The 19,987-nt window shown below is 34.5% G+C and carries 15 protein-coding genes; 5 read left to right on the forward strand and 10 right to left on the reverse strand.

Annotated features, from left to right (window positions below):
- The first annotated feature begins 158 nt into the window (after window positions 1–158).
- The 3 genes from IPZ78_RS08860 to IPZ78_RS08870 all read left to right on the forward strand — a co-directional run bounded on the left by IPZ78_RS08860 (window position 159) and on the right by IPZ78_RS08870 (window position 1,921).
- Entirely contained in the window at window positions 159–602 is a 444-nt protein-coding gene (locus IPZ78_RS08860) for a hypothetical protein (protein ID WP_225552818.1), read from the forward strand.
- A 319-nt stretch (window positions 603–921) separates the two neighbouring features.
- A complete protein-coding gene (locus tag IPZ78_RS08865) occupies window positions 922–1,224 on the forward strand; it encodes a hypothetical protein (RefSeq protein ID WP_225552820.1) in 303 nt (100 codons plus the stop codon).
- A gap of 355 nt (window positions 1,225–1,579) precedes the next feature.
- On the forward strand, window positions 1,580–1,921 hold the full coding sequence (locus IPZ78_RS08870; protein WP_225552822.1) for a hypothetical protein: 342 nt from the start codon (window positions 1,580–1,582) through the stop codon (window positions 1,919–1,921).
- 129 nt (window positions 1,922–2,050) lie between these two features.
- On the opposite strand, the gene glpT is transcribed toward IPZ78_RS08870, so the two are convergent.
- From glpT to IPZ78_RS08915, 9 genes are all read right to left on the reverse strand, one after another.
- A complete protein-coding gene (glpT, locus tag IPZ78_RS08875; protein ID WP_225552824.1) occupies window positions 2,051–3,391 on the reverse strand; it encodes a glycerol-3-phosphate transporter in 1,341 nt (446 codons plus the stop codon).
- Window positions 3,392–3,409: 18 nt separating this feature from the next.
- Window positions 3,410–4,318 (reverse strand): glycerophosphodiester phosphodiesterase family protein, encoded by a 909-nt coding sequence (locus tag IPZ78_RS08880; RefSeq protein ID WP_225552826.1) that lies wholly within the window; start codon window positions 4,316–4,318, stop codon window positions 3,410–3,412.
- Window positions 4,319–4,362: 44 nt separating this feature from the next.
- Window positions 4,363–6,324, reverse strand: coding sequence for a calcineurin-like phosphoesterase C-terminal domain-containing protein (locus IPZ78_RS08885; RefSeq protein ID WP_225552828.1), 1,962 nt, complete (start codon window positions 6,322–6,324; stop codon window positions 4,363–4,365).
- 76 nt (window positions 6,325–6,400) lie between these two features.
- The gene (locus tag IPZ78_RS08890) at window positions 6,401–7,966 is read right to left on the reverse strand and encodes a DUF5689 domain-containing protein (RefSeq protein ID WP_225552830.1); all 1,566 of its coding nucleotides are present in this window, start codon (window positions 7,964–7,966) and stop codon (window positions 6,401–6,403) included.
- Between the two features lie 11 nt (window positions 7,967–7,977).
- A complete protein-coding gene (locus tag IPZ78_RS08895; protein ID WP_225552832.1) occupies window positions 7,978–9,411 on the reverse strand; it encodes a SusD/RagB family nutrient-binding outer membrane lipoprotein in 1,434 nt (477 codons plus the stop codon).
- A gap of 17 nt (window positions 9,412–9,428) precedes the next feature.
- The gene (locus IPZ78_RS08900; RefSeq protein WP_225552834.1) at window positions 9,429–12,665 is read right to left on the reverse strand and encodes a SusC/RagA family TonB-linked outer membrane protein; all 3,237 of its coding nucleotides are present in this window, start codon (window positions 12,663–12,665) and stop codon (window positions 9,429–9,431) included.
- Between the two features lie 120 nt (window positions 12,666–12,785).
- Window positions 12,786–13,511 (reverse strand): MIP/aquaporin family protein, encoded by a 726-nt coding sequence (locus tag IPZ78_RS08905; protein ID WP_225552836.1) that lies wholly within the window; start codon window positions 13,509–13,511, stop codon window positions 12,786–12,788.
- A gap of 28 nt (window positions 13,512–13,539) precedes the next feature.
- On the reverse strand, window positions 13,540–15,042 hold the full coding sequence (gene glpK / locus IPZ78_RS08910) for a glycerol kinase GlpK (RefSeq protein ID WP_225552837.1): 1,503 nt from the start codon (window positions 15,040–15,042) through the stop codon (window positions 13,540–13,542).
- Window positions 15,043–15,074: 32 nt separating this feature from the next.
- A complete protein-coding gene (locus tag IPZ78_RS08915) occupies window positions 15,075–16,640 on the reverse strand; it encodes a glycerol-3-phosphate dehydrogenase/oxidase (protein ID WP_225552838.1) in 1,566 nt (521 codons plus the stop codon).
- A gap of 128 nt (window positions 16,641–16,768) precedes the next feature.
- Between IPZ78_RS08915 and IPZ78_RS08920 the strand changes: the two genes are divergently transcribed.
- Both IPZ78_RS08920 and IPZ78_RS08925 read left to right on the forward strand, forming a co-directional pair.
- A complete protein-coding gene (locus IPZ78_RS08920; protein ID WP_225552840.1) occupies window positions 16,769–17,530 on the forward strand; it encodes a DeoR/GlpR family DNA-binding transcription regulator in 762 nt (253 codons plus the stop codon).
- Window positions 17,531–17,572: 42 nt separating this feature from the next.
- Window positions 17,573–19,357: an ABC transporter ATP-binding protein gene (locus IPZ78_RS08925; protein ID WP_225552842.1), complete on the forward strand. Its 1,785-nt coding sequence runs from the start codon at window positions 17,573–17,575 to the stop codon at window positions 19,355–19,357.
- Here IPZ78_RS08925 and IPZ78_RS08930 read toward each other — a convergent pair.
- Window positions 19,354–19,950 carry a DUF4126 domain-containing protein gene (locus tag IPZ78_RS08930; RefSeq protein ID WP_225552844.1) on the reverse strand — a complete coding sequence of 199 codons (597 nt, stop codon included), beginning with the start codon at window positions 19,948–19,950 and terminating at the stop codon, window positions 19,354–19,356. The genes IPZ78_RS08925 and IPZ78_RS08930 overlap by 4 nt on opposite strands.
- Window positions 19,951–19,987 lie beyond the last annotated feature (37 nt).

Here is a 19,987-nt window from a genome sequence, read left to right on the forward strand (position 1 = left end):
TTTCAGGGGATCACTTTGGCCTGGCGAAAGGGGGACACTTTGCTTTGGCAGAAAGGGATCACTTTCCTTTGGTAGAGGGGGACAGTTTCTGATGGTTTAGGGGGATCATTTTGGAGTGGTTTATCCAGGTATCAGAAAATTCGAGTGAATTAAGAAACATGATAAATGAGGGCGACAGCTTGTACACCGATTATTTTCTTCTTCAAGAGGAGGTTGATAATAGCCTTTTTTATAAAATTCTTTTCCCACAAGTTTACAATCAAAACCTTAATAGAATCACGGAAGTGGGTGTAGAAACTAACTATTCTGCTTATGACAAAAATGTTAAACTTCCTATTGAAGTGTCAATTAATGTAGTTGATAGTGAGGAGAATTATCTCTATGTTGATCATTATTTTATTTACGAAAAGGAGAATGAAATAATTCCATTTTTACAATTTTATAATAATCAACAAATCTATGATTACTATTGTAAGAACTGTACATCTTATTCATTTGATAAATATGGACGGATACCTCGTGGGATGACTATTTCTCAAGAAACTATTGAAAGCCAGGTTGATTACCTTGAATATTTATCCGTCAGATTAGCTGAGTCATAATTAGACTTGACAAGTAAACTTATTGGAAAATTCGAGTAATAATAAATGAATATTACATTTTTTACGCAAAAAGTATATATACGATTTATATCTTTAGATTATCAAGGTAAATAATATTTGGTGGATAATACAGGCTGAATTGTAGAGTAATTCTTTCGGGTTGTGTTAACGTATTTATAGGAGACTAATTATGAAGATATTAATTTATATGATCTATTTTTTGATCTTTACGTTTTGTTATTATTTTTTGAATCGTAAATTATCTAATAAATGGATATTGATAGGTTATCCTTTATTATTTGTTGTGTCAATTTTACCAATGAAAATTTTAACGGATTTGTTGATTAAAGAAATTGGAAGACAACCTGCTAAATATATTATGGTATTGATTTTAATGGCATTAGCTTCTTTTACTTTGTTTAATTTGTTTTATGCAATTGTTAATTTCATGATTGGATTACAGAAGACATTTCATCAAGAGTTCAATCAATCTAATCTAGGGAAAAATCCCGTCATGTATTTTATTGACAATGCTAGTAATTTAAGAAATATGTTACACTTACTGTTTTATTTTGCGGGCGTAATATTGTATGCTGTCTTTATCTATAAATTTAAAATTTGATTATGAAAAATATAAAAAGTATTATTATTGTTGTTGGAGTATTGTAGCCTTACCATTAGAGAGAATTTTAATGTTAAATTTTTGGAAGAAGACCCGGAACAAAATGAGTTTGATGATTTGTTAGACCAAATGATTGCAGATAGTAAATCAAAAAAACAGTAAAAAAGAATCCAGACAAATACATCAAAAACTAAAGTCATATGGAAGAATTAAGTGATTTGCTATACGATTCTATCGTTGCAAACTTAGATAAGGGAGACTAATTATGAAGATATTAATTTATATGATCTATTTTTTGATCTTTACCTTTTGTTATTTTATTTTGAATAAGAAATTGTCTAACAGGTGGGTTTTAATGGGATATCCTTTGTTTTTTGTTTTGTCTCTTTATCCTGCTTTCCTATTTTCAAGACATCTTATTTCTGAAATTGGTGAAGAAGATGCTTCTGAATGGGTGAAATTAATTTTATTTGCGTTGGCTATGTTTACATTATTTAATTTTTTTTATGGGATTATTAATCTAATGGTTAATGGACAGAAAAATTTTCATGAAACCTATAATTCATCGAATCTGAATAAAGGGTCAGTGAAACTTTTTAGGGATAATGAAAATGGAATTAAAAATGCGGCTCACTTTTTCTTTTATACCGGTGGAGTTATACTTTATGCTATAGTAATTTATCAATCAAAAATTTAAATAGGAGAGATTCTTATGTTATTTTGAATAGGTAAAATAATACCCCTTGTTGATCAAATGAAATTATTTTGATAAAAAGGGGTATATGATTACAATCCCACTATTTTATAGGATTAATATTATTGAAAGCTATTTTGTTTTCAAAAATTCTTTTTCTCTTTGCCAAGTGAAAGCTGTAAAAATAATAGCTAGTACACAAGCTGCTGCTATAGCTTCGAAAGAAGCGTCCCAACCATTGGTATCTACTAAACCACCTAATGCTGCATTCGCTAATAAGTCTCCTATAAAATAACCAAAGAGTCCTGTCAGACCTGCTGCTGTTCCTGCTGCTTTTTTGGGTACAAGATCTAAAGCTTGAACGCCAATAAGCATAACAGGACCATAAATTAGAAATCCTATAGCCCAAAGTGAAATGTTAACTAACATTTGTGATGTGCCTGGTGTTAACCAATACATCAGTACTGCAATCAGTGTTAACGACATATAGATTATAGTAACAGGTGCACGTCTACCTTTGAATAATTTATCACTCATGATACCACACAAAATAGTACCAGGTATAGCGGCTAATTCGTAAATAGAGGCTGACCATGTCGCTTCGGAAGCGGTAAATCCCTTTGCTTCTTGTAAAAATGTAGGAGCCCAGTTAATAATTCCGTTGCGTACTAAATATACAAAGGCATTGGCTATAGCTATGAACCACAATAACTTATTGTTGAAGACATATTTAAAAAAGATATCTTTTGCAGAAAACTCTTTTTCTTGTGATTCCTCGTATGTTTTTGGGTAGTCATCTTTGTATTTTTCAATAGGAGGGAGTCCACAGGACTGAGGTGTATCTCTGACCAAAAAAAGTGTAATTATAGCAACAAGCAAAGCCGCTAAACCAGGAAAGTACAATCTCGCTTGCCAATTTAGGAAGAGTTCAACTCCTAGTATAGCTAATGGCCCTACCAAAAATCCTCCTACATTATGTGCTAAATTCCAAATGGACATGGTCGTTCCACGTTCTTTGATGGAGAACCAGTGTACGACTACTCTTCCTGATGCAGGCCAGCCCATGCCCTGTACCCATCCGTTAATAAATAACAGGACAAACATAATCCCCACAGAAGAAGTCGCTAAAGGCGAAAATCCCATGAATATCATTGTTAAAGATGATAAAATAAGTCCTGTAGCTAAAAAGTAACGTGCATTGCTACGATCAGATACATTACCCATCATGAACTTACTAAGACCATAGGCAATAGAAATCGCTGACATAGCAAACCCTAATTCGGCCTTAGTATATCCTAAATTATCTTGTAAATCTTTGACCGCAAAGGAGAAATTTTTACGTACGAAATAGTAAGCGGCATATCCAAAAAATATACCAGCAAAAACTTGAAGACGTAGTTTCTTGTACTCTGAATCAATTTTATCTTCAGGAAGTAATTCTTTATGCTTCGGTGGTTTTAAAAAATTCAACATCTAATTCTATAATTTTAATTAAAATAAGTTAGGGTAGTCTGAAATAATACCATCGACTTTTAAGGCTTTTAAAGCTTCAATTTCTTCTTTTGTATTCACTGTCCAAGGAATAATTTTCACACCCAATTTGTGTGCACTTTCTACGAATTGTTTTGTGACAATCTTATAATTTGGGCTGATAATAAAAGGTTTGTAGCCTAACTCATCTACTAATTCTTGGGGTGACTTTTTGTTTTTTGCATCGATCAAAAATGAAGTACGAATAGAAGGGTATTCTTTGTTGATATACTGTATAGTTCGCTTGTCAAAAGATTGAATTACCGTACGACTTTCAATGCCTTTTTCAAATACTACTTTCAACAATAAATCAGAAAATTCTTTTGGCTCAGGGTGTGCTTTATTATCTTTTTTCTCGCTACTCTTTGTTTCGATATTATAAAACATCTTTTTGCCTTTAGATGCAGCATATTTTTCAGACTCATCGACCAAATTTTCCAACAGATCGATTTTGGTAGAGACTTTCTTTTGTTGCGGGAAATCTACATTTCCTTTCAATCCCAAATCAAATTGTTGTAATTGTTTATAGGTATAATCGTATACTAATCCTTTAATATCTTTTCCTGCTAATTCTTTACCATTAGCGTAGGTAACAAATTTTGGGTTTAAAAAATCATCGTGAAATACCACTACTTTCTTGTCCTTGGTGATATGACAATCCATCTCCAATGTGGTAACAACTGGTAAATCTATGGCAACTTTCATCGCACCAGTCGAGTTCTCAGGATATAATCCTCTGGCTCCTCTATGCCCTTCGTAGGCGAATGAAGGAAAGTTTGAATCTATATTTATTGAATTTTTCACTGCGCAGGAATAATTAAATGCTAAAGTTGCAATAATTGCAATTGATAATTTATAAGTTTTGTGCATAGTCCGTATTTTCAAAAATAGTTAATTATTATATGTAGGGAATTTTATTTCATGGAGGTTGAGAAGGCTTTAGGTCTAATCATAGTTTCTCTATATATATTACCGAACTCATCTTCAATTGTAATTTCTATTGTAGAAGTAGGGGACGAAGCTTTAGTCAAAAACATATGTGACGTGTTATACGAAACAAAAGAAGAAGTCGGATTGGCATTTGCATTTAGCCTTTTCATTGGATATGAAATAATGTGTAATGGGTCATATTTCGTGACGCGACGAACAATCAAATCTTTATTGTTTTCCCTAACATAGATTTTCCATTTGGGACTATATCCCCAAATGTTTAATAGGATTTCATTAGAAGTATTTGATTTTGCATATTCGCCAGCATATTCTGCGACTTTAGCTTTAAAGCTACTATTTGCATTTATAGCGTATTTTTCGGCAGTAATATGGATTGTATTTAAATCATATGCTCTAAACTGATACTCTTTAGGATAGCCGATGCTCTTATAATAAAGTTTTTGCTGAGTACCATCGTTCTCTAATAGACCATAACCTCCTGGACTACCATCTTTACAAATATGATTGTTGGAATAACCGTCTTTGCCCGTCCACCACCAAGTTGCACTGACAGAAGCAATGTTATATTCTGATATTTTTGTATTTTCTTGTACAGCAGTCGAATTAATGTGGGTATGACCAGACATAATTTTGACGTTGGAAAAATCTGCTAAAGCTCCTACAAATTCAGTTGCATTGGTTAATTTGGTGGAAAAGCTATTTTCAGTATTGGGTGTAGAATAAAATGGGATATGCATTGCTACAACGATGGGGGTAGATTTGTCATTGATCATTGCCAAATCTTGTTTCAACCAGTTTATTTGATTTTGTGTAATTGTAGCTTTGTAATTTCTGTCACCAATAACACCATTATTAGCATCAGCATTTAGCCAAAGATTATTATCAAGTACAATATAATGGACTTTACCAATATTGAAGGAATAATACGTTGGGCCGAGTGTATTTCTATATTTATCTTCCGCTAGAAAGTCATTTGAGCTATATGGATCGTTGTCATGATTTCCCATCACATGAAAAATAGGGAAATCAAAATCTTTTATTTGATTTTTGAATTCTTGCAGCCCATAATTATTTTCATACCAATAAATATCCCAAGTTTGATCTCCCAATGTCATAGCATAGAATTTCTTGTTTTGTGCACGAGCTTCTTTTGCTAAATTATTTATATCAACCTTGAATCCATTGTTAAATTGAGAAATATCATTATTACGATTCGCTAAATGCATATCTGCTAAGAAAGCAATTACATGATCATTATTATTAATTGGAGTTAATTCAAAGTCAATTATTTCTGACGTCTGCTGATTAAAGGTAACATATTTGAAAAATTGAGGAGTAGAATTGACTGTTTTGACTTCATAATTTGATGGGATTGATATAAATACATATCCATTTGTTTTTTTTGAAGGTAGATGATATATCCCATTTTCATCTGTTTTGGTAACAGATTCTCCATCAGAAACGACTACATTCGCTAATCCCTTAGAATTACTGAATACTGTACCTTTGATGGTCATTCCAGTTTTATCAGAAATATTAGCGTTGAACGCTTTTAAAATGTTGGTTTCCCCGAGAAGCTTACTGAAATTATCTCTTTTGACAAAAATCTCGTATTTACCATCTGTAAGGCTGGGGGATAATGAAATTACAATATTAGAAGGATTCAATTTCGTGATTTCACATTTTATATCTACTGCGATCGATTTATTTCTTAAAACAATGCTATCAGAGGATTTAAAGCCATGACCACTTAAAGTAAGCAATCCAATATTATCAATATAATATATAGGTGATATGACAAATTCTTTTATTTGAATATCATTACCTATTGATGTGATTACATCTTTCTTATCTGGTGATTGACTTTTACATCCTAACAAGAGTATAAGACATAATAGCAAATGTAGAGTATAATATATTTTCACAGAATTATAGGATATTTTGGTTATTCAGATAATATATAACATCAGCTGTAAATCATACAGCTGATGTTATTGCATATTAGTCTTCTTGAATTGTTGTTCCGTCACCAGATTCGATTTCGGATAGCACAGAAGCTTTTGTTAATGTTGTAAATGTATACCCTCTAGGTGTAGTCCACTGACGTTTTGTAGTGTTGAATACTCCCCCTAGTTTCACAAATGCACCTAGATCTGTAGGAGTAATATGTGGAATTCGGTATGTATTTGTTCCCATCGAGAAGAACGGCTGTAAAGAGCTGTCATCAGTATTCGTGATTCTATAATGATCGTTGTTACTAATGCGGTAACCTTTTTCATTTTCCACGTCTACGATAGTAGTGTTGCTGTTTCCTCCAAACCATACTACATCAATAGGTACAGATTTTTCAGTAACATTTACACCAATAAACACAGCCATACCACCTGCATTTCCTGAATTTGGCAGTAGCCCAGAGCTCGCATTACCTAATCCATCACCTGCTGTATTTGAATATTGAATATATCTAGCCCAATTCGCACTATTTATTGAGGTAGAGTTAGGGCCATTGATTCGACGTTGATGCCCACCTACATAAAAGTAATCTCCTTTTTTTACAGCTCCTTCAGTAATATTGAATTTGTAAGTTCTTCCACCTCCTGTAGCCCATCCTGCGCCTGGTGCTGCACCTGGGTTAGGTGTTGCTGCACCTGCATTGGTACTTAAGACTAGTGAGAATGGAACCTCATTGAAGTTAATATCAACGTTTGCTTTCAACTGAATATATTCATAATTTCCATCTCCACCATTTGGATCATTTAGAAAACCAGTAATAATTAGAGGATTGGAACCAATATATTCAGGTACTTCAGGATCAGATATATCTTCAATATCTTTTAAATGTCTAGGAAAGATATCAAATTTATAATTTTCACTTTTTGTACCTAGTGGAATACCTGTAACATTGATATTTCTTGGTAATATTTCATTTGCAAAAGTTGCAGAGGCAAGCGTAACTATATTTACGGTATCAGCACCATTAATCATTGTCTTACTTCCAGTAAGTGTTTCTTGAGCTGTAGGTCTTGGATACATTTCGCCTCCTACGATTTTTATAATAGTACTTTCGAACTCGTTAGGTTTAGCATTAAGTGTACCTGCATTTGTATTTCTTACCGTGAATTTATTTCCACTAGAAACTTTCTCTATATCAGATTCTGATATACCATCTAAGTATAAGAAACCGTCTTTATTAAGAGATTTATCTGCTATGTTAATTACAAGTGAATCTCCGGGAAGGTAAGAAGCAGCATTTAACATTTTGAAAGCGATACCACGTGTGCGATTTCTTTTATCCTGTTGAATAATTACGATGTCTTCAGGTAAGTTACTATCAGAATGGTCTGATACCACAACACCATAAATCTTTTTAGCATTGCTAATTTTTTCGCTTGTTAATTTGACTTCACTTCCTCGATATAATGCTCTGATATCTTCAATTGCGATATATGGACTGAATTCCCCAATATAGTTTTGTTCTTTATTTTCACATGATGATAAAAGTGCTACACTGGCGAACAGACCAACGAAAGCTTTACCTATATTTATTTTATTCAATATGCTTTTCATAATCTATGAATTTATGGTTTTTGCCACCAAACTAATGTGTTGACATCATCTTGCCCTTGTCTCTGTACTGCGATATTATAGTTTTCTTTATTGGCAGATTGGACATATACTGGGTAATTTAATCTAGCTGGCATTTTTCTATCGTTCAAATGCCCTGATAAGATAGGAAGTTCTGGTAAGCCAGTACGTCTATATTCAAACCAAGATTGTAAATCTGTGAAGAAAAGGGCGTAGTATTTTTGCTGATGAATCAATTTCATTTTCGAATGTACATCTGCAGTTTCATTCCAAATAATATGTTCGCCAGTCAAATAATTAGTAGGTAATTCTAATCCCCACATTTCTATTGCGCTCTTTGTACCTCTTTCGTAATAAGTTTGTGCAGATTTACTAGTGTATCCTTTTACAGCCGCTTCTGCTAGAATAAACTGCAACTCAGCATAATTTAAGATATTACCTAATAGTGGCTCTACCATAAGTGTAGTAGGGAAAGCCGATTTTCCTAATGGATTACTTCCAATAGGATATCCACTAGGCACACCCGCATACTCCCCATCATATAGGGAAGCCCATTTTTGAATTCGAGGGTCTGACCATTCATTTAGATTATCGACAAAGAAAGTTGATAATTTCGGACCATACCAATCTCCAGGTCTCCATGTTGCAAATGGAGAAACATATGGAGAAACACCAGTCCATCTTAAAATAGCCGACTCCTCATTGTTTCCTATAACAGGAAAATCACTAGGAGATTCATCCACCATCTGTTTGATTTTATTAATAGCATTTAATTCTGTCTTATGCGCAATTCTCAATAATAATCTCAGATGTAGTGAATTTCCAAATTTGCGCCATGAAGCAACATTACCTTGATAAATCGGATCACTAGAACTAGGAACATTCGTGGCACCTCTTAAATATACATTAGCTGTATCTAATGCTTGTGAAATCCCTCTGTACACATCCATTTGAGTGTCAAAGGTAGGTGTAACATTATTTTCACGTCCTTGTAATGCATCAGCAAATGGGATATCTCCATATGTATCAGTTAAAATGGAGAATAACCATGCTTGGCAGATTAGTGATATACCCATGAAAGATTTATCTCCTTGTTTTTCAGCAAGATTATATATATCTCTGAAATTGTTTAATTGTACGTATGCATTGTTCCACATGTAATCGGCAACATTCGCGCGTATGTCATACCTGAATATTTTACCATCACTGTCTCCCATATTTACTGTGACTTGCATTAATTCATTAGTAACACCTTGGCTTCTGTTCATGCTGTATTCTACTGATTTTTTTAGCGCAGGAGCCAGTAAGTTACTAGGAGTTACATCAGATAATCCATTTGGGTTGGTATTGATATCTTCAAAGTTTTTATTACAAGATGAAAACCCAAGTAATAGTACAAATGATAAGATTATATTAACTTTTTTCATGTTTTTCCTTTCTTCTTTTAAATACCAATAACTATATTAAGACCAAATGTACGAGTAGAAGGCATTTGCCCTAATTCAAATCCCTTATTGATATCTGAGCCACCTAACGTACCAAATTCAGGGTCAAAAACTGGCCATTGTGTCCAAGTGAATAAATCTCTACCAAATACACCGATTGTAGCTCTTGTAAGTCCTATTCTGCTTAATTGTTTAGGTGATAGTGAATAGTCTAGTCGTGCTTCACGTAATTTTAAAAAGTCTGTTGAATAACTAGTTCCTTCCACATTGTCATTACCAAGGTGAGCATTATAGTAGTCCCAAATGTTTTCAGCGATATAATCATTCGGTCTGTATGTACCATCTCCATTATCAATTACGCCATTTCCAATAATTCCATTGTAACGTCCTGGAACTGTGTTTTTTGTCTTACCTTGATTAGCAAGGTTGGCTGCCGTTAATGAATAAGCTACAGCACCTATTTGCGCATCAAACAAGAAGCTTGCTCTAAATTGCTTGTAACGGAATTCGTTGTTAATACTTGCTCTCCACTCAGGATTTGTATTTCCAATATATTGCATTTCAGCACCTAATTGAGGGATACCATTTTCGTAAATTATGTCGCCATTAGGTGAACGTAAATAACCTCTGCCGTACAAGTCACCCATACTTCCGCCTACATAGGCGATAATAGCTCCTCTACTTCCTGGACCATTTTGTAAAATTATATTAGGTAATATGTCAGTTAACTCAATTACTTTGTTGCGGTTAGCTGTATATGTACCATTCAATTTCCATTGAAAATCTTTCTTTTGAATAGCTGTTGCGGCAGCTTCTATTTCGATACCACTATTACGTATTTGTCCTGCATTTAGAAGAATAGTACTATAACCAGAAGCTCTATCTGTAGTAGCTTGTAGATGTTGATTATATGTATTACCTACATAATAAGTAAAGCCTACAGTAAATTTATTCTTTAATAATCTCAAATCCGTACCAATCTCAAAACTGTTCGTGCGCAATGGCTCTAAGTTTGTATTTGGAATAGCGGTAGGGTTGGATGCTCCGCCGGGGAATGTAATCTCTGGATTATATGTATATGAAGTTAAGTATGCTTTCATACCTCCGCTACCCACACTAGCTATTGAAGAACGTAATTTCCAATAAGAGATAGCTTTTGGTAAATCAAATATCTCATTCAGAATTAAACTTAAATTGGCTGATGGATAGAAGAATGACGAATTACCTTTTCTCAAAGGAGTTGCTAAGGCACTATTCCAATCATTTCTTGCTGAAACGTCTACGAATACATAATCTCTGAAAGAGAAAGTTCCGATACCAAACCAGCTATTCAATACTAAACGGTCTTCTAATGGTGAAGTAACTACTAACCCTGCAGCATTAGCTAAGGTATAGTTGCCAGGTACTGCTAATGAATCGGCGTAATTTCTTTCTTGATTTCTTTCATTACGAATTGTACTTGTACCTATTGAAAAACTAGTTTTTATATCTTTATTAATTTCTTTATTGTAGTTAATCATTAAGTCGGCTCCGGTCTCTTGGTTGAAGATTGACTGGGTTCTATACATACCTTTTTTAAATTTTTCTGTATCGAAAGGACGTTGTTGTGATCGTCTCTCCAAACCCAAATCCAAATTGGTACGCGCCATAATGTTTAAGTTCTTTGAGAACTCATACCTAACTTCCACATTTCCAGTAATACCATGTCTATTGTTCTTGTTCAACATTTCATAAGAGATCAAGTAAGGATTATCAGGAAATGAACTGAATGGGTAATTTTGAAATTCATTTTCTTGGCCATTAGCCCAATAGTTTTTCAACCAATCTAATGGTGCATTTGGCATCCAGAATATATTCCAATACATCAGAGATTGATTATTGTATCCGGTAGAAGGTAAATTATCACTCTTATTTTGTTTGTAATTGATACGCGTTTGAATTTTTAATTTATCAGTTACTTTATGACTAGCATTTACAGATACCGTATTTCTATCATAACCCGTATTTGGGATTATCCATTTGTTATTCAGATTTGTGTATGAAAAACGCATATTGGTTTTATCATTACCACCGTCCAAAGTAACAGAATTTGTAAATGTTCTTCCAGTATCGAAAAATTCTTTTCTCGCATTTGGATATGGTAACCAAGGCGTTCTCTCTGTACCCCTAGTCTGGGTGATTGGATCAAATTGGTAATACATTTGCCCATCAAATTTAGGTCCCCAAGCTGAACTTGTACTTCTTGTACTTGCACCATCTGGAGATGCATTGTAAGAATAGTAATTAGCTCCCTCGACACCTTGACCATATTCATATTGATAATCTGGCCATCTAGAGATAGACTCTATTGTTGAATTTGAAGTTATAGTTACACCGACTCCTTTTTTATTTTTACCTGATTTTGTAGTAATAATAATGGCTCCATTTGCTCCCCTTTGTCCATACAAAGCTGTTGCATTAGGGCCTTTTAGTACCGTTATATTTTCAATATCTTCAGGGTTGATATCTGATAATCCAGATCCGTAATCAGCAGGTGAATCGCCTGAAAGGTAAGCGCCGTGGCCAGTACCGGTCATTTGTGCAGAACTAGAACTTACTACTATTCCGTCAACTACTATTAACGCATTGTTATCTCCAGTTAAGTTATTCTCGCCACGTAAAATGATTTTGTTAGATCCCGCAGGTCCAGCACCTGATCGTACTAAATTAACACCCGCTACTTTTCCTGATAATGCGTCTGTCCAGTTATTGGAAATGGCGTCGGTTAATTGTTCACCTTTTAATTCTGTGGCTGCATAGCCTAATGCTTTCTGTTCTCTTTTGATACCTAAAGCAGTTACAATAACCTCATCAATATCAGTAGATGATTCTGATAGTCGAATAGTGATATTGTCAGAAGAAGATGCGAATTTCTGAGAGTAAGATTCATATCCGATCAAATTAAATTTTACATCAGCACCAGCGGGTACATCAATTGCAAATGATCCATCAGCTTTTGAAGATGTTGAAGTTTTTCCATTTATTTGAATGGAAACATTTGATAGGGCTTGATTTGTATTACTGTCTAATACCTTTCCACTAATTTTGATTGTTTGTTGAACAACAAATGCATCTGTAGTTTCTATATTGGATGCATACACATTTCCTACAAATGGACTAGTTGTTAGTGCTAGCCAAAGAAATTTGGAATTAAATGGTTTTTTATACCCATTTCGCCATTTTTGATTATTAAACATAGGTGTATGATTATTTCGTTGCTAAATTGCGAAGTTTATATTAAGTAAATGTTAAGCTTTTGTTATGCTAGTTTTTTCTTAATTTTTATTTTAGGATTACTTAACAGTGGCCTTGAAGGATTAATAAATTAAAATATATAATCCTACTGCTACTGCGGACCCAATAAATGGTCCTACTATAGGAACCCAGGCATATTCTGAATTAAAACTTGCTTTATTTTTAATTGGTAAAAGGGCGTGAATTATTCTGGGACCCAGGTCGCGTGCGGGATTGATTGCATATCCTGTGGTGCCACCTAAGGAAAGACCAATAGCCCAGACTAAAAATGCCACAGGCAAAGCACCTATAGAACCTAAGCCAATAGGGGTGCTGTTGTCAAGTGCCGCATCTTTAAAATGAAGTATTGTAAATATTAATACAAAGGTTCCTAATATTTCACTCAATAAATTTCGAGGTAGATTTTTAATGGCTGGAGCGGTACAAAAAACAGCTTGTTTAGTACCTGGATCTTCTGTCTGGTCGAAATGATCTTTATACATTGCCCATACCAAAAACGCACCTACCATAGCACCTAATAATTGAGCTGCCATGTAACTTAAAGCTGTCGATAGAGTTAATTTCCCCATCATCAATACAGATAACGTTACAGCGCAATTAAGATGTGCTCCACTGTAAGGACCTGCTATCGTTACGCCTACAAAAACGGCAACTGCCCATGCGGTAGTAATTACTATCCAACCTGAATTGTTACCTTTTGTACCATTCAATACCACGTTTGCAACTACTCCACCTCCTAAAAGGATCATAACTGCAGTACCAATAAATTCTGCTAATATAGGTGTCATAATATTTGTTTTTTATTAGTAATAATTATTAGTCATTATAATTAGCCCAGAATTTTGCTGTTTCTGTAGCTCTTTTCCATTCACGCAACAATTCTTTATTTTTTGAAGAATCTGTTGATTGAGAAAAAGTTTTATCCTCTTTCCAAAGTGATTTCAATTCATCGATATCTTTCCAAAACCCAACAGCTAAACCTGCTAAAAAAGCAGCGCCCATTGCCGTTGTTTCTGTGATTGCTGGTCGGATTACCTTAGTTTGTACAATATCCGCTTGAAATTGCATTAGAAAATTGTTCCTAGTTGCACCACCATCTACTCGTACTTCTTGAATTTTGTTGGTGGAGTCATTTTCCATTGCTTTTAAGATATCATAGGTTTGATAGGCAATGCTTTCTAATGCTGCACGAGCGATGTGCGCATCTTTGGAACCACGAGAAAGACCCACAATAGTTCCACGTGCATTTGCATTCCAGTGTGGAGCACCCAAACCTGAAAATGCAGGTACTAAATATACCCCATTACTGTCGGATACACTTGTTGCTAATGCTTCAACTTCTGATGATTTTTTGATTATTCCCAATTCATCACGTAACCATTGGACAACAGCTCCACCAATGAAGATACTACCTTCTAAGGCATATTTCACATCGTTGCCGATCTTCCAGGCGACAGTCGTTACGAGTTTGTTTTTAGAGATTACGGGCTTGTTTCCGATGTTCATCAATAAGAAACATCCTGTTCCGTAGGTGTTTTTTACCATTCCTTCTTCGGTGCACAATTGACCAAAAAGCGCAGCTTGTTGATCTCCTGCAATACCCGCAATTGGAATATTGACATTACCAATTTCTAAGGAAGTATGTCCGTACAATTCCGAACTACTAGCTACCTGTGGTAACATAGATTGAGGTACATCAAAAATATCTAACAATTCTTGATCCCATTCTAATGTATTTATATTTAGTAATAAAGTTCTAGATGCGTTGGAAACATCAGTGACGTGTTTTTCACCATTGGTCAAATTGTAAACTAACCAAGAATCTACTGTTCCGAAAGCAAGTTCACCATTTTCAGCCATGCGTCTAGCGCCTTCTACATTATCTAAGATCCAATTAATCTTTGATGCCGAAAAATAGGCATCAATAAGTAAGCCTGTTTTTTCTTGAATTAACGTGTCTAATCCCCTTTCGGCAATTGATTTACAATAATCTGCTGTCCGACGATCTTGCCAAACAATAGCATTATAAATAGGTTTGCCCGTTTTGCGATGCCAGACGATAGTTGTTTCACGTTGATTGGTGATGCCTATACCTTTTATAGAATCAAGTTTGACATGCGCTTTTGCAATAGCCTCAGTCATCACAGCAAGCTGTGTAGACCAAATTTCTTGTGCGTCGTGTTCCACCCATCCAGATTTAGGATAGATTTGTTTAAATTCTTTCTGTGCGACTTCCACAATCTCCCCATTGTGGTTGAATAAGATAGCACGAGAACTCGTTGTACCTTGATCTAAGGAAAGAATGTATTCCTTTTTCATCTCTAATTTGGTTTATATCGTTATCTATTATTTTATAATGTGTAGTTTTTGACTAATGCATTATAACTTGCTAATTGCTCATCAATCCAATTTTGATCTTTTTGAAGTTCTTGAGCCATCAATGCTGCTACTCGCGGAGCGGCTTCTAAGGAGGATTTCGCATCTAATAAAAGAAAACGAATCCTGCGGGCTAAGAAATCTTCAATATTATAAATCATTTCGTTTCTACTAGCCCATACCACTTCAGCTTCTATGAAATCAAATCTTTCATGTAGTTTGTTTCCTAATGATGGTGTTTCTATAATTAATTTTTTAATTTCTTCAGTGTCTGACCCATAAACTTGCCAGTGTCCATCACGTTTTTCTGTTGAATATCCATGAATTTGTAAAGTAGTAGTTGTACATTCTTTGTATGGTAAGGCAGCTACTGAGATAGCCATATTTACAGTTTCTTCAGCCATTTTACGATACGTAGTCCATTTACCACCCGTAATCGTCACTAAACCCGAATTACTTTTGATTAATTTATGATCACGAGAGATTTCTTTAGTACTGTTGCTGTCGCTACTAGTCGGAGCAGCAAGAGGTCGTAATCCAGCAAATACACTTAATACATCTTCTCTTTTTGGTGCATTTTCAAGATATGCATCGGCTGTGTTTAATATAAATTCAATTTCTTCTTCCAGTGGTCTTGGTTCAATCTGGTGTTCGTTTAAAGGCGTGTCTGTAGTTCCTAAAAGAACTTTATCATGCCATGGCACACCAAATAGTACACGACCATCACTAGTTTCAGGAATCATTAATGCATCAATATTTCCCAAAAACTTTTTATCAATAACAATATGTGCTCCTTGACTTGGACGTACTAAGTTTTTGTGTGTAGCTACATCTAATTTTAAAATATCATCTACAAAGATGCCTGTAGCATTAATAACTGATTTTGATCTGATTGTATATTTTTTATTTGAATCTCTTTCGATAAACTCTATGCCATTCACTATGCCTTCACTATTTTTCGTAATCGCTGTTACATCTGCATAATTTAAAACCACTGCTCCATTTTCATGGGCTGTTTGTCCAAGGTTTAATGCTAATCTTGCATCATCAAATTGTCCATCAAAATATTGGATACCACCGATGAGATTCTTTTGCTTTACTTTAGGTAATTTTTCGACAACCTCAGCTTTATTTAATAACGTCGATTTTCCAATGCGAAGATTTCCAGCCAACCAATCATAAAGTTTTAAACCAATTAAAAACTTCATTTTGCCAAAAAAATTATACGATGGAATCACAAAGCTTTGTACAAAAGAAACGTGAGGTGCATTTTTGAATATAAGCCCTCTTTCTTTAAGAGCAGACATCACAAGTTTTATGTCCCCATTCGCCAAATAACGGACACCTCCATGTACTAATTTGGTACTTTTACTTGATGTGCCTTTTGCAAAGTCATATTTTTCAACGAGTAATGTTTTATAACCTCTGGATGCGGCATCTACAGCTATACCAAGCCCAGTTGCGCCACCCCCAATTATTGTAACATCCCAATCTTGTGTGCTTTCAATGCTTCTTATAGCTTCGTTTCTAGTAAATTTCATTTTGATATGCTGTAATTATGTTTTGGTTATGAGGTAAAAATACTAAAAAACGTAAATAAACGAAAGAAAAGGAAAATATATTTTTCTTTTTCTTTCGTTTTGGAATATTTTGATAATTTTAAACTATTATGAACAATGTCGAACGCCATCAGCACATTATAAAAGAAGTAAATCTTAAAGGACATGTTTCTGTAGTAGAGCTATGTGAAACTTTGGGAGTATCTTCGGTAACCATTCGTAAGGATTTACAATTTCTAGAAGATTCTGGATTAGTGTATCGTACACATGGCGGTGTAACTAAACAAAACCCTTATCAGACCGATCGTTCAGTAATTGAAAAGGAAAAGATTCATGAGGATGAAAAACGAATAATAGCAAAAGCAGCAGCTAATTTTGTGACGACAAATGATTCTATTATAATTGGTTCAGGTACAACAACTCAATTTTTTGCACGTGAAATTTTGCCACAGGGACATCTTACTGTTGTTACTTCAGCACTTAATGTAACCCTCGAGTTGCTAAAGTATATTAATGTCGAAGTAATACAATTAGGAGGACCGGTACGTCATACATCTTCTTCTGTTACGGGGCAATATGCTATCCATATTCTAAATCAATTTTTTTGTTCCAAATTATTTTTGGGGGTCGATGGTATTGATTTGGATTATGGAATATCGACAACCAGTGCACAAGAGGCTTTATTAAATCAAAAGATGATAGATGTAGCACACGAAGTAATCATATTGGCAGATTCTAGTAAATTTGGACGTAAAAGCTTTGGTAAAATAGCGGATTTCTCGAATATTGATGTGATAATAAGTGATGATATCCCGCCAGCTTTTCAGGAATTGTTTGATTCTCTTGGAATCAAGACAATAGTTTGTAAATAATTCTTTTTAAACAAAAAGGGTTACTTATTGTTATATTCACTTATGACAATAAGTAATCTGTACAAAAATATACTACCATTTGTAAAACCCTACAAGAATCTCATATTTATCGCATTAGGATTGACTGTAATTGGTTCATTTGCAGCACAGATTAATGCCTTTGTGCTGAAATATACAGTCGATAAAATAAGTGACTTATTAGTAAATAAGACGCCTCTTAATCAGGGGCTTCATATCGTTGGTATCATTTCGGCTATTTTACTGGGGAAGGAAATCATTTATTCGATAGTCCAATTTGGTCAGAAATTTTATGGTGAAAAGCTGAAAATCATGATTGCTCGCGACTTTTCACAAAGTATTGTGCAAAAAATACTGACCTATAGAATGGCTTTTTATACGAATGAAGAGAATGAATCGGGTAAGCTTCAAACACGGATTGATGCAGGAATCAGCTCATTAACTAGATTAGTACAAAATTTCTTTATCGATATATTACCACTCTTTACTACCGCTATAGTTGCATTGGTATTTATGTTTCTTGCCAACTTTTATGTAGGGTTGGTTGGGTTAATTACAGTTCCTATTTATTTTTACATTTCGCAAAGGCAAGCTGCTCGGCTTTCTGGATTTAGACGAAATATGCGTTATTTCAGAGAGAACAAAAACAATCAAATAATTAATCTTATCGACTCTATCACGGTTATCAAATCATTCGTACGTGAAAAAGAAGAGGCTGCCCGTCATCAGCAAATACAGTACGATATGACGGAAAATCAAATGTCAACGCGTAAGACGAGCTATATTTTTGATAGTCTCAAAAGTTTTATTGAACAGATTGGTATTGTGCTTGTTATTATTTTGACTGCTTATTTTGTGTTAGATGAGCAGATGACATTAGGCGCAATTATGTTTCATATTATGTTGTTTAATAATGTATCTGCACCTATAAGACAATTACATCGTATTTACGACGAAGTTAATGATGCATTAATATATTCGGAGAGTTTTTTTGTTATTCTAAAAGCTGATGATCAAAAGGAGTCAACTGGAACCTATCGTCCTACACATATAACAGGAGCTATTGAAATGCGCAACGTGAATTTTGAATACCCGAATGGGATATCTGCTTTGCATAATGTATCCATGAAAATCGAACCTAATCAAATTACGGCTTTAGTAGGTTTAAGTGGCGCTGGAAAAAGTACGGTTATAAATGTTTTAGATAAGTTTTACTATCCTTCATCAGGTCAAATATTTTTAGATGGAGTTGATTTGAGTGAATACGATACACATTTTCTACGCGAAAATATTGGGTTGGTTTTGCAAAAGAATCATATTTTCAAAGGAACTATCGCTGATAATATTCGCTATGGAAAGATTGATAGTTCTATTGATGAAGTAAAGAGAGCTGCTATGAAAGCTTATATACATGAGCAAATTATAGAATTGCCCAAAGGATACGATTCAGAGGCACATTTGCTTTCTGGCGGGCAGCAACAGCGAATTGCTATAGCACGAATGTTTTTGAAAAATCCACCTATAATTTTTTTGGATGAACCTACAGCCAATTTGGATGCCATTGCAACAGAGCAAATCAAAAACAGTCTTGATGCCATTAAAGTGGGAAGAACTGTAGTTATCGTTTCTCATTCCATCTCTCAAATTATTGATGCATCTCATATTATTGTGATGGAAAAGGGGAGGGTTGTAGAAGATGGTACGCATGAAGATTTATACGATTTGAAAGGTGTTTATCATCGTATTTTCTCAGCTATGGCTAATAGCTTGAATCTTGATAAGATAACGAAAAGTATGCAAGATAATTAGGATTCAGAATTACTCGGTTTTGAAGAGTTTTTGTTCCATATTTTTCGACCAAAGCGAAAGAAATAGTAAAGTATAACAACCGTTATTATGGTAGCTAGTATTGGAAGAAAAACAGCTAGTACACTCATTAGTGTTGCGCCTGTGTTTTCTACTGTTGATACGACAGAATTTCCTAATCCACCAGTGCTTGTTGAAGAAGCTACACGTAATCCTGATAATGCGGTACTTATTGTTGCTGCAGTACCCCCACCAGCTATAATGCCAAGACCCCATTTTAGTATTTCATTGCTTTCTGCAAATTGTGATGAGAATAAAACTGTCCCAGCTATTGCTGATAATGGAATAGCTATTGAGTCCATTATATTATCAACGAAAGGAATATAATAAGCTAGTATTTCAAATAACATCGCCACACCTAATACAATAAGTGCTGGTAAAGATGCTAACCAAATCCAGTCTTCTTGCATTGGAATCCAATTGAAATAGGAGGCTAAGCTAACAAAAAATAAGGGTAAAAAAACGCGGAACCCAGTTGCGGAGGCTAATCCTATTCCAATAAAAACACTTAATAAATAAGAACCTATTTCTCCCATGGTTTTGGATTTATACTTAAAAGTAAGATTCTTAAAT

This window comes from Sphingobacterium bovistauri, assembly GCF_020295405.1.
In the GTDB taxonomy this organism is placed as follows: domain Bacteria; phylum Bacteroidota; class Bacteroidia; order Sphingobacteriales; family Sphingobacteriaceae; genus Sphingobacterium; species Sphingobacterium bovistauri.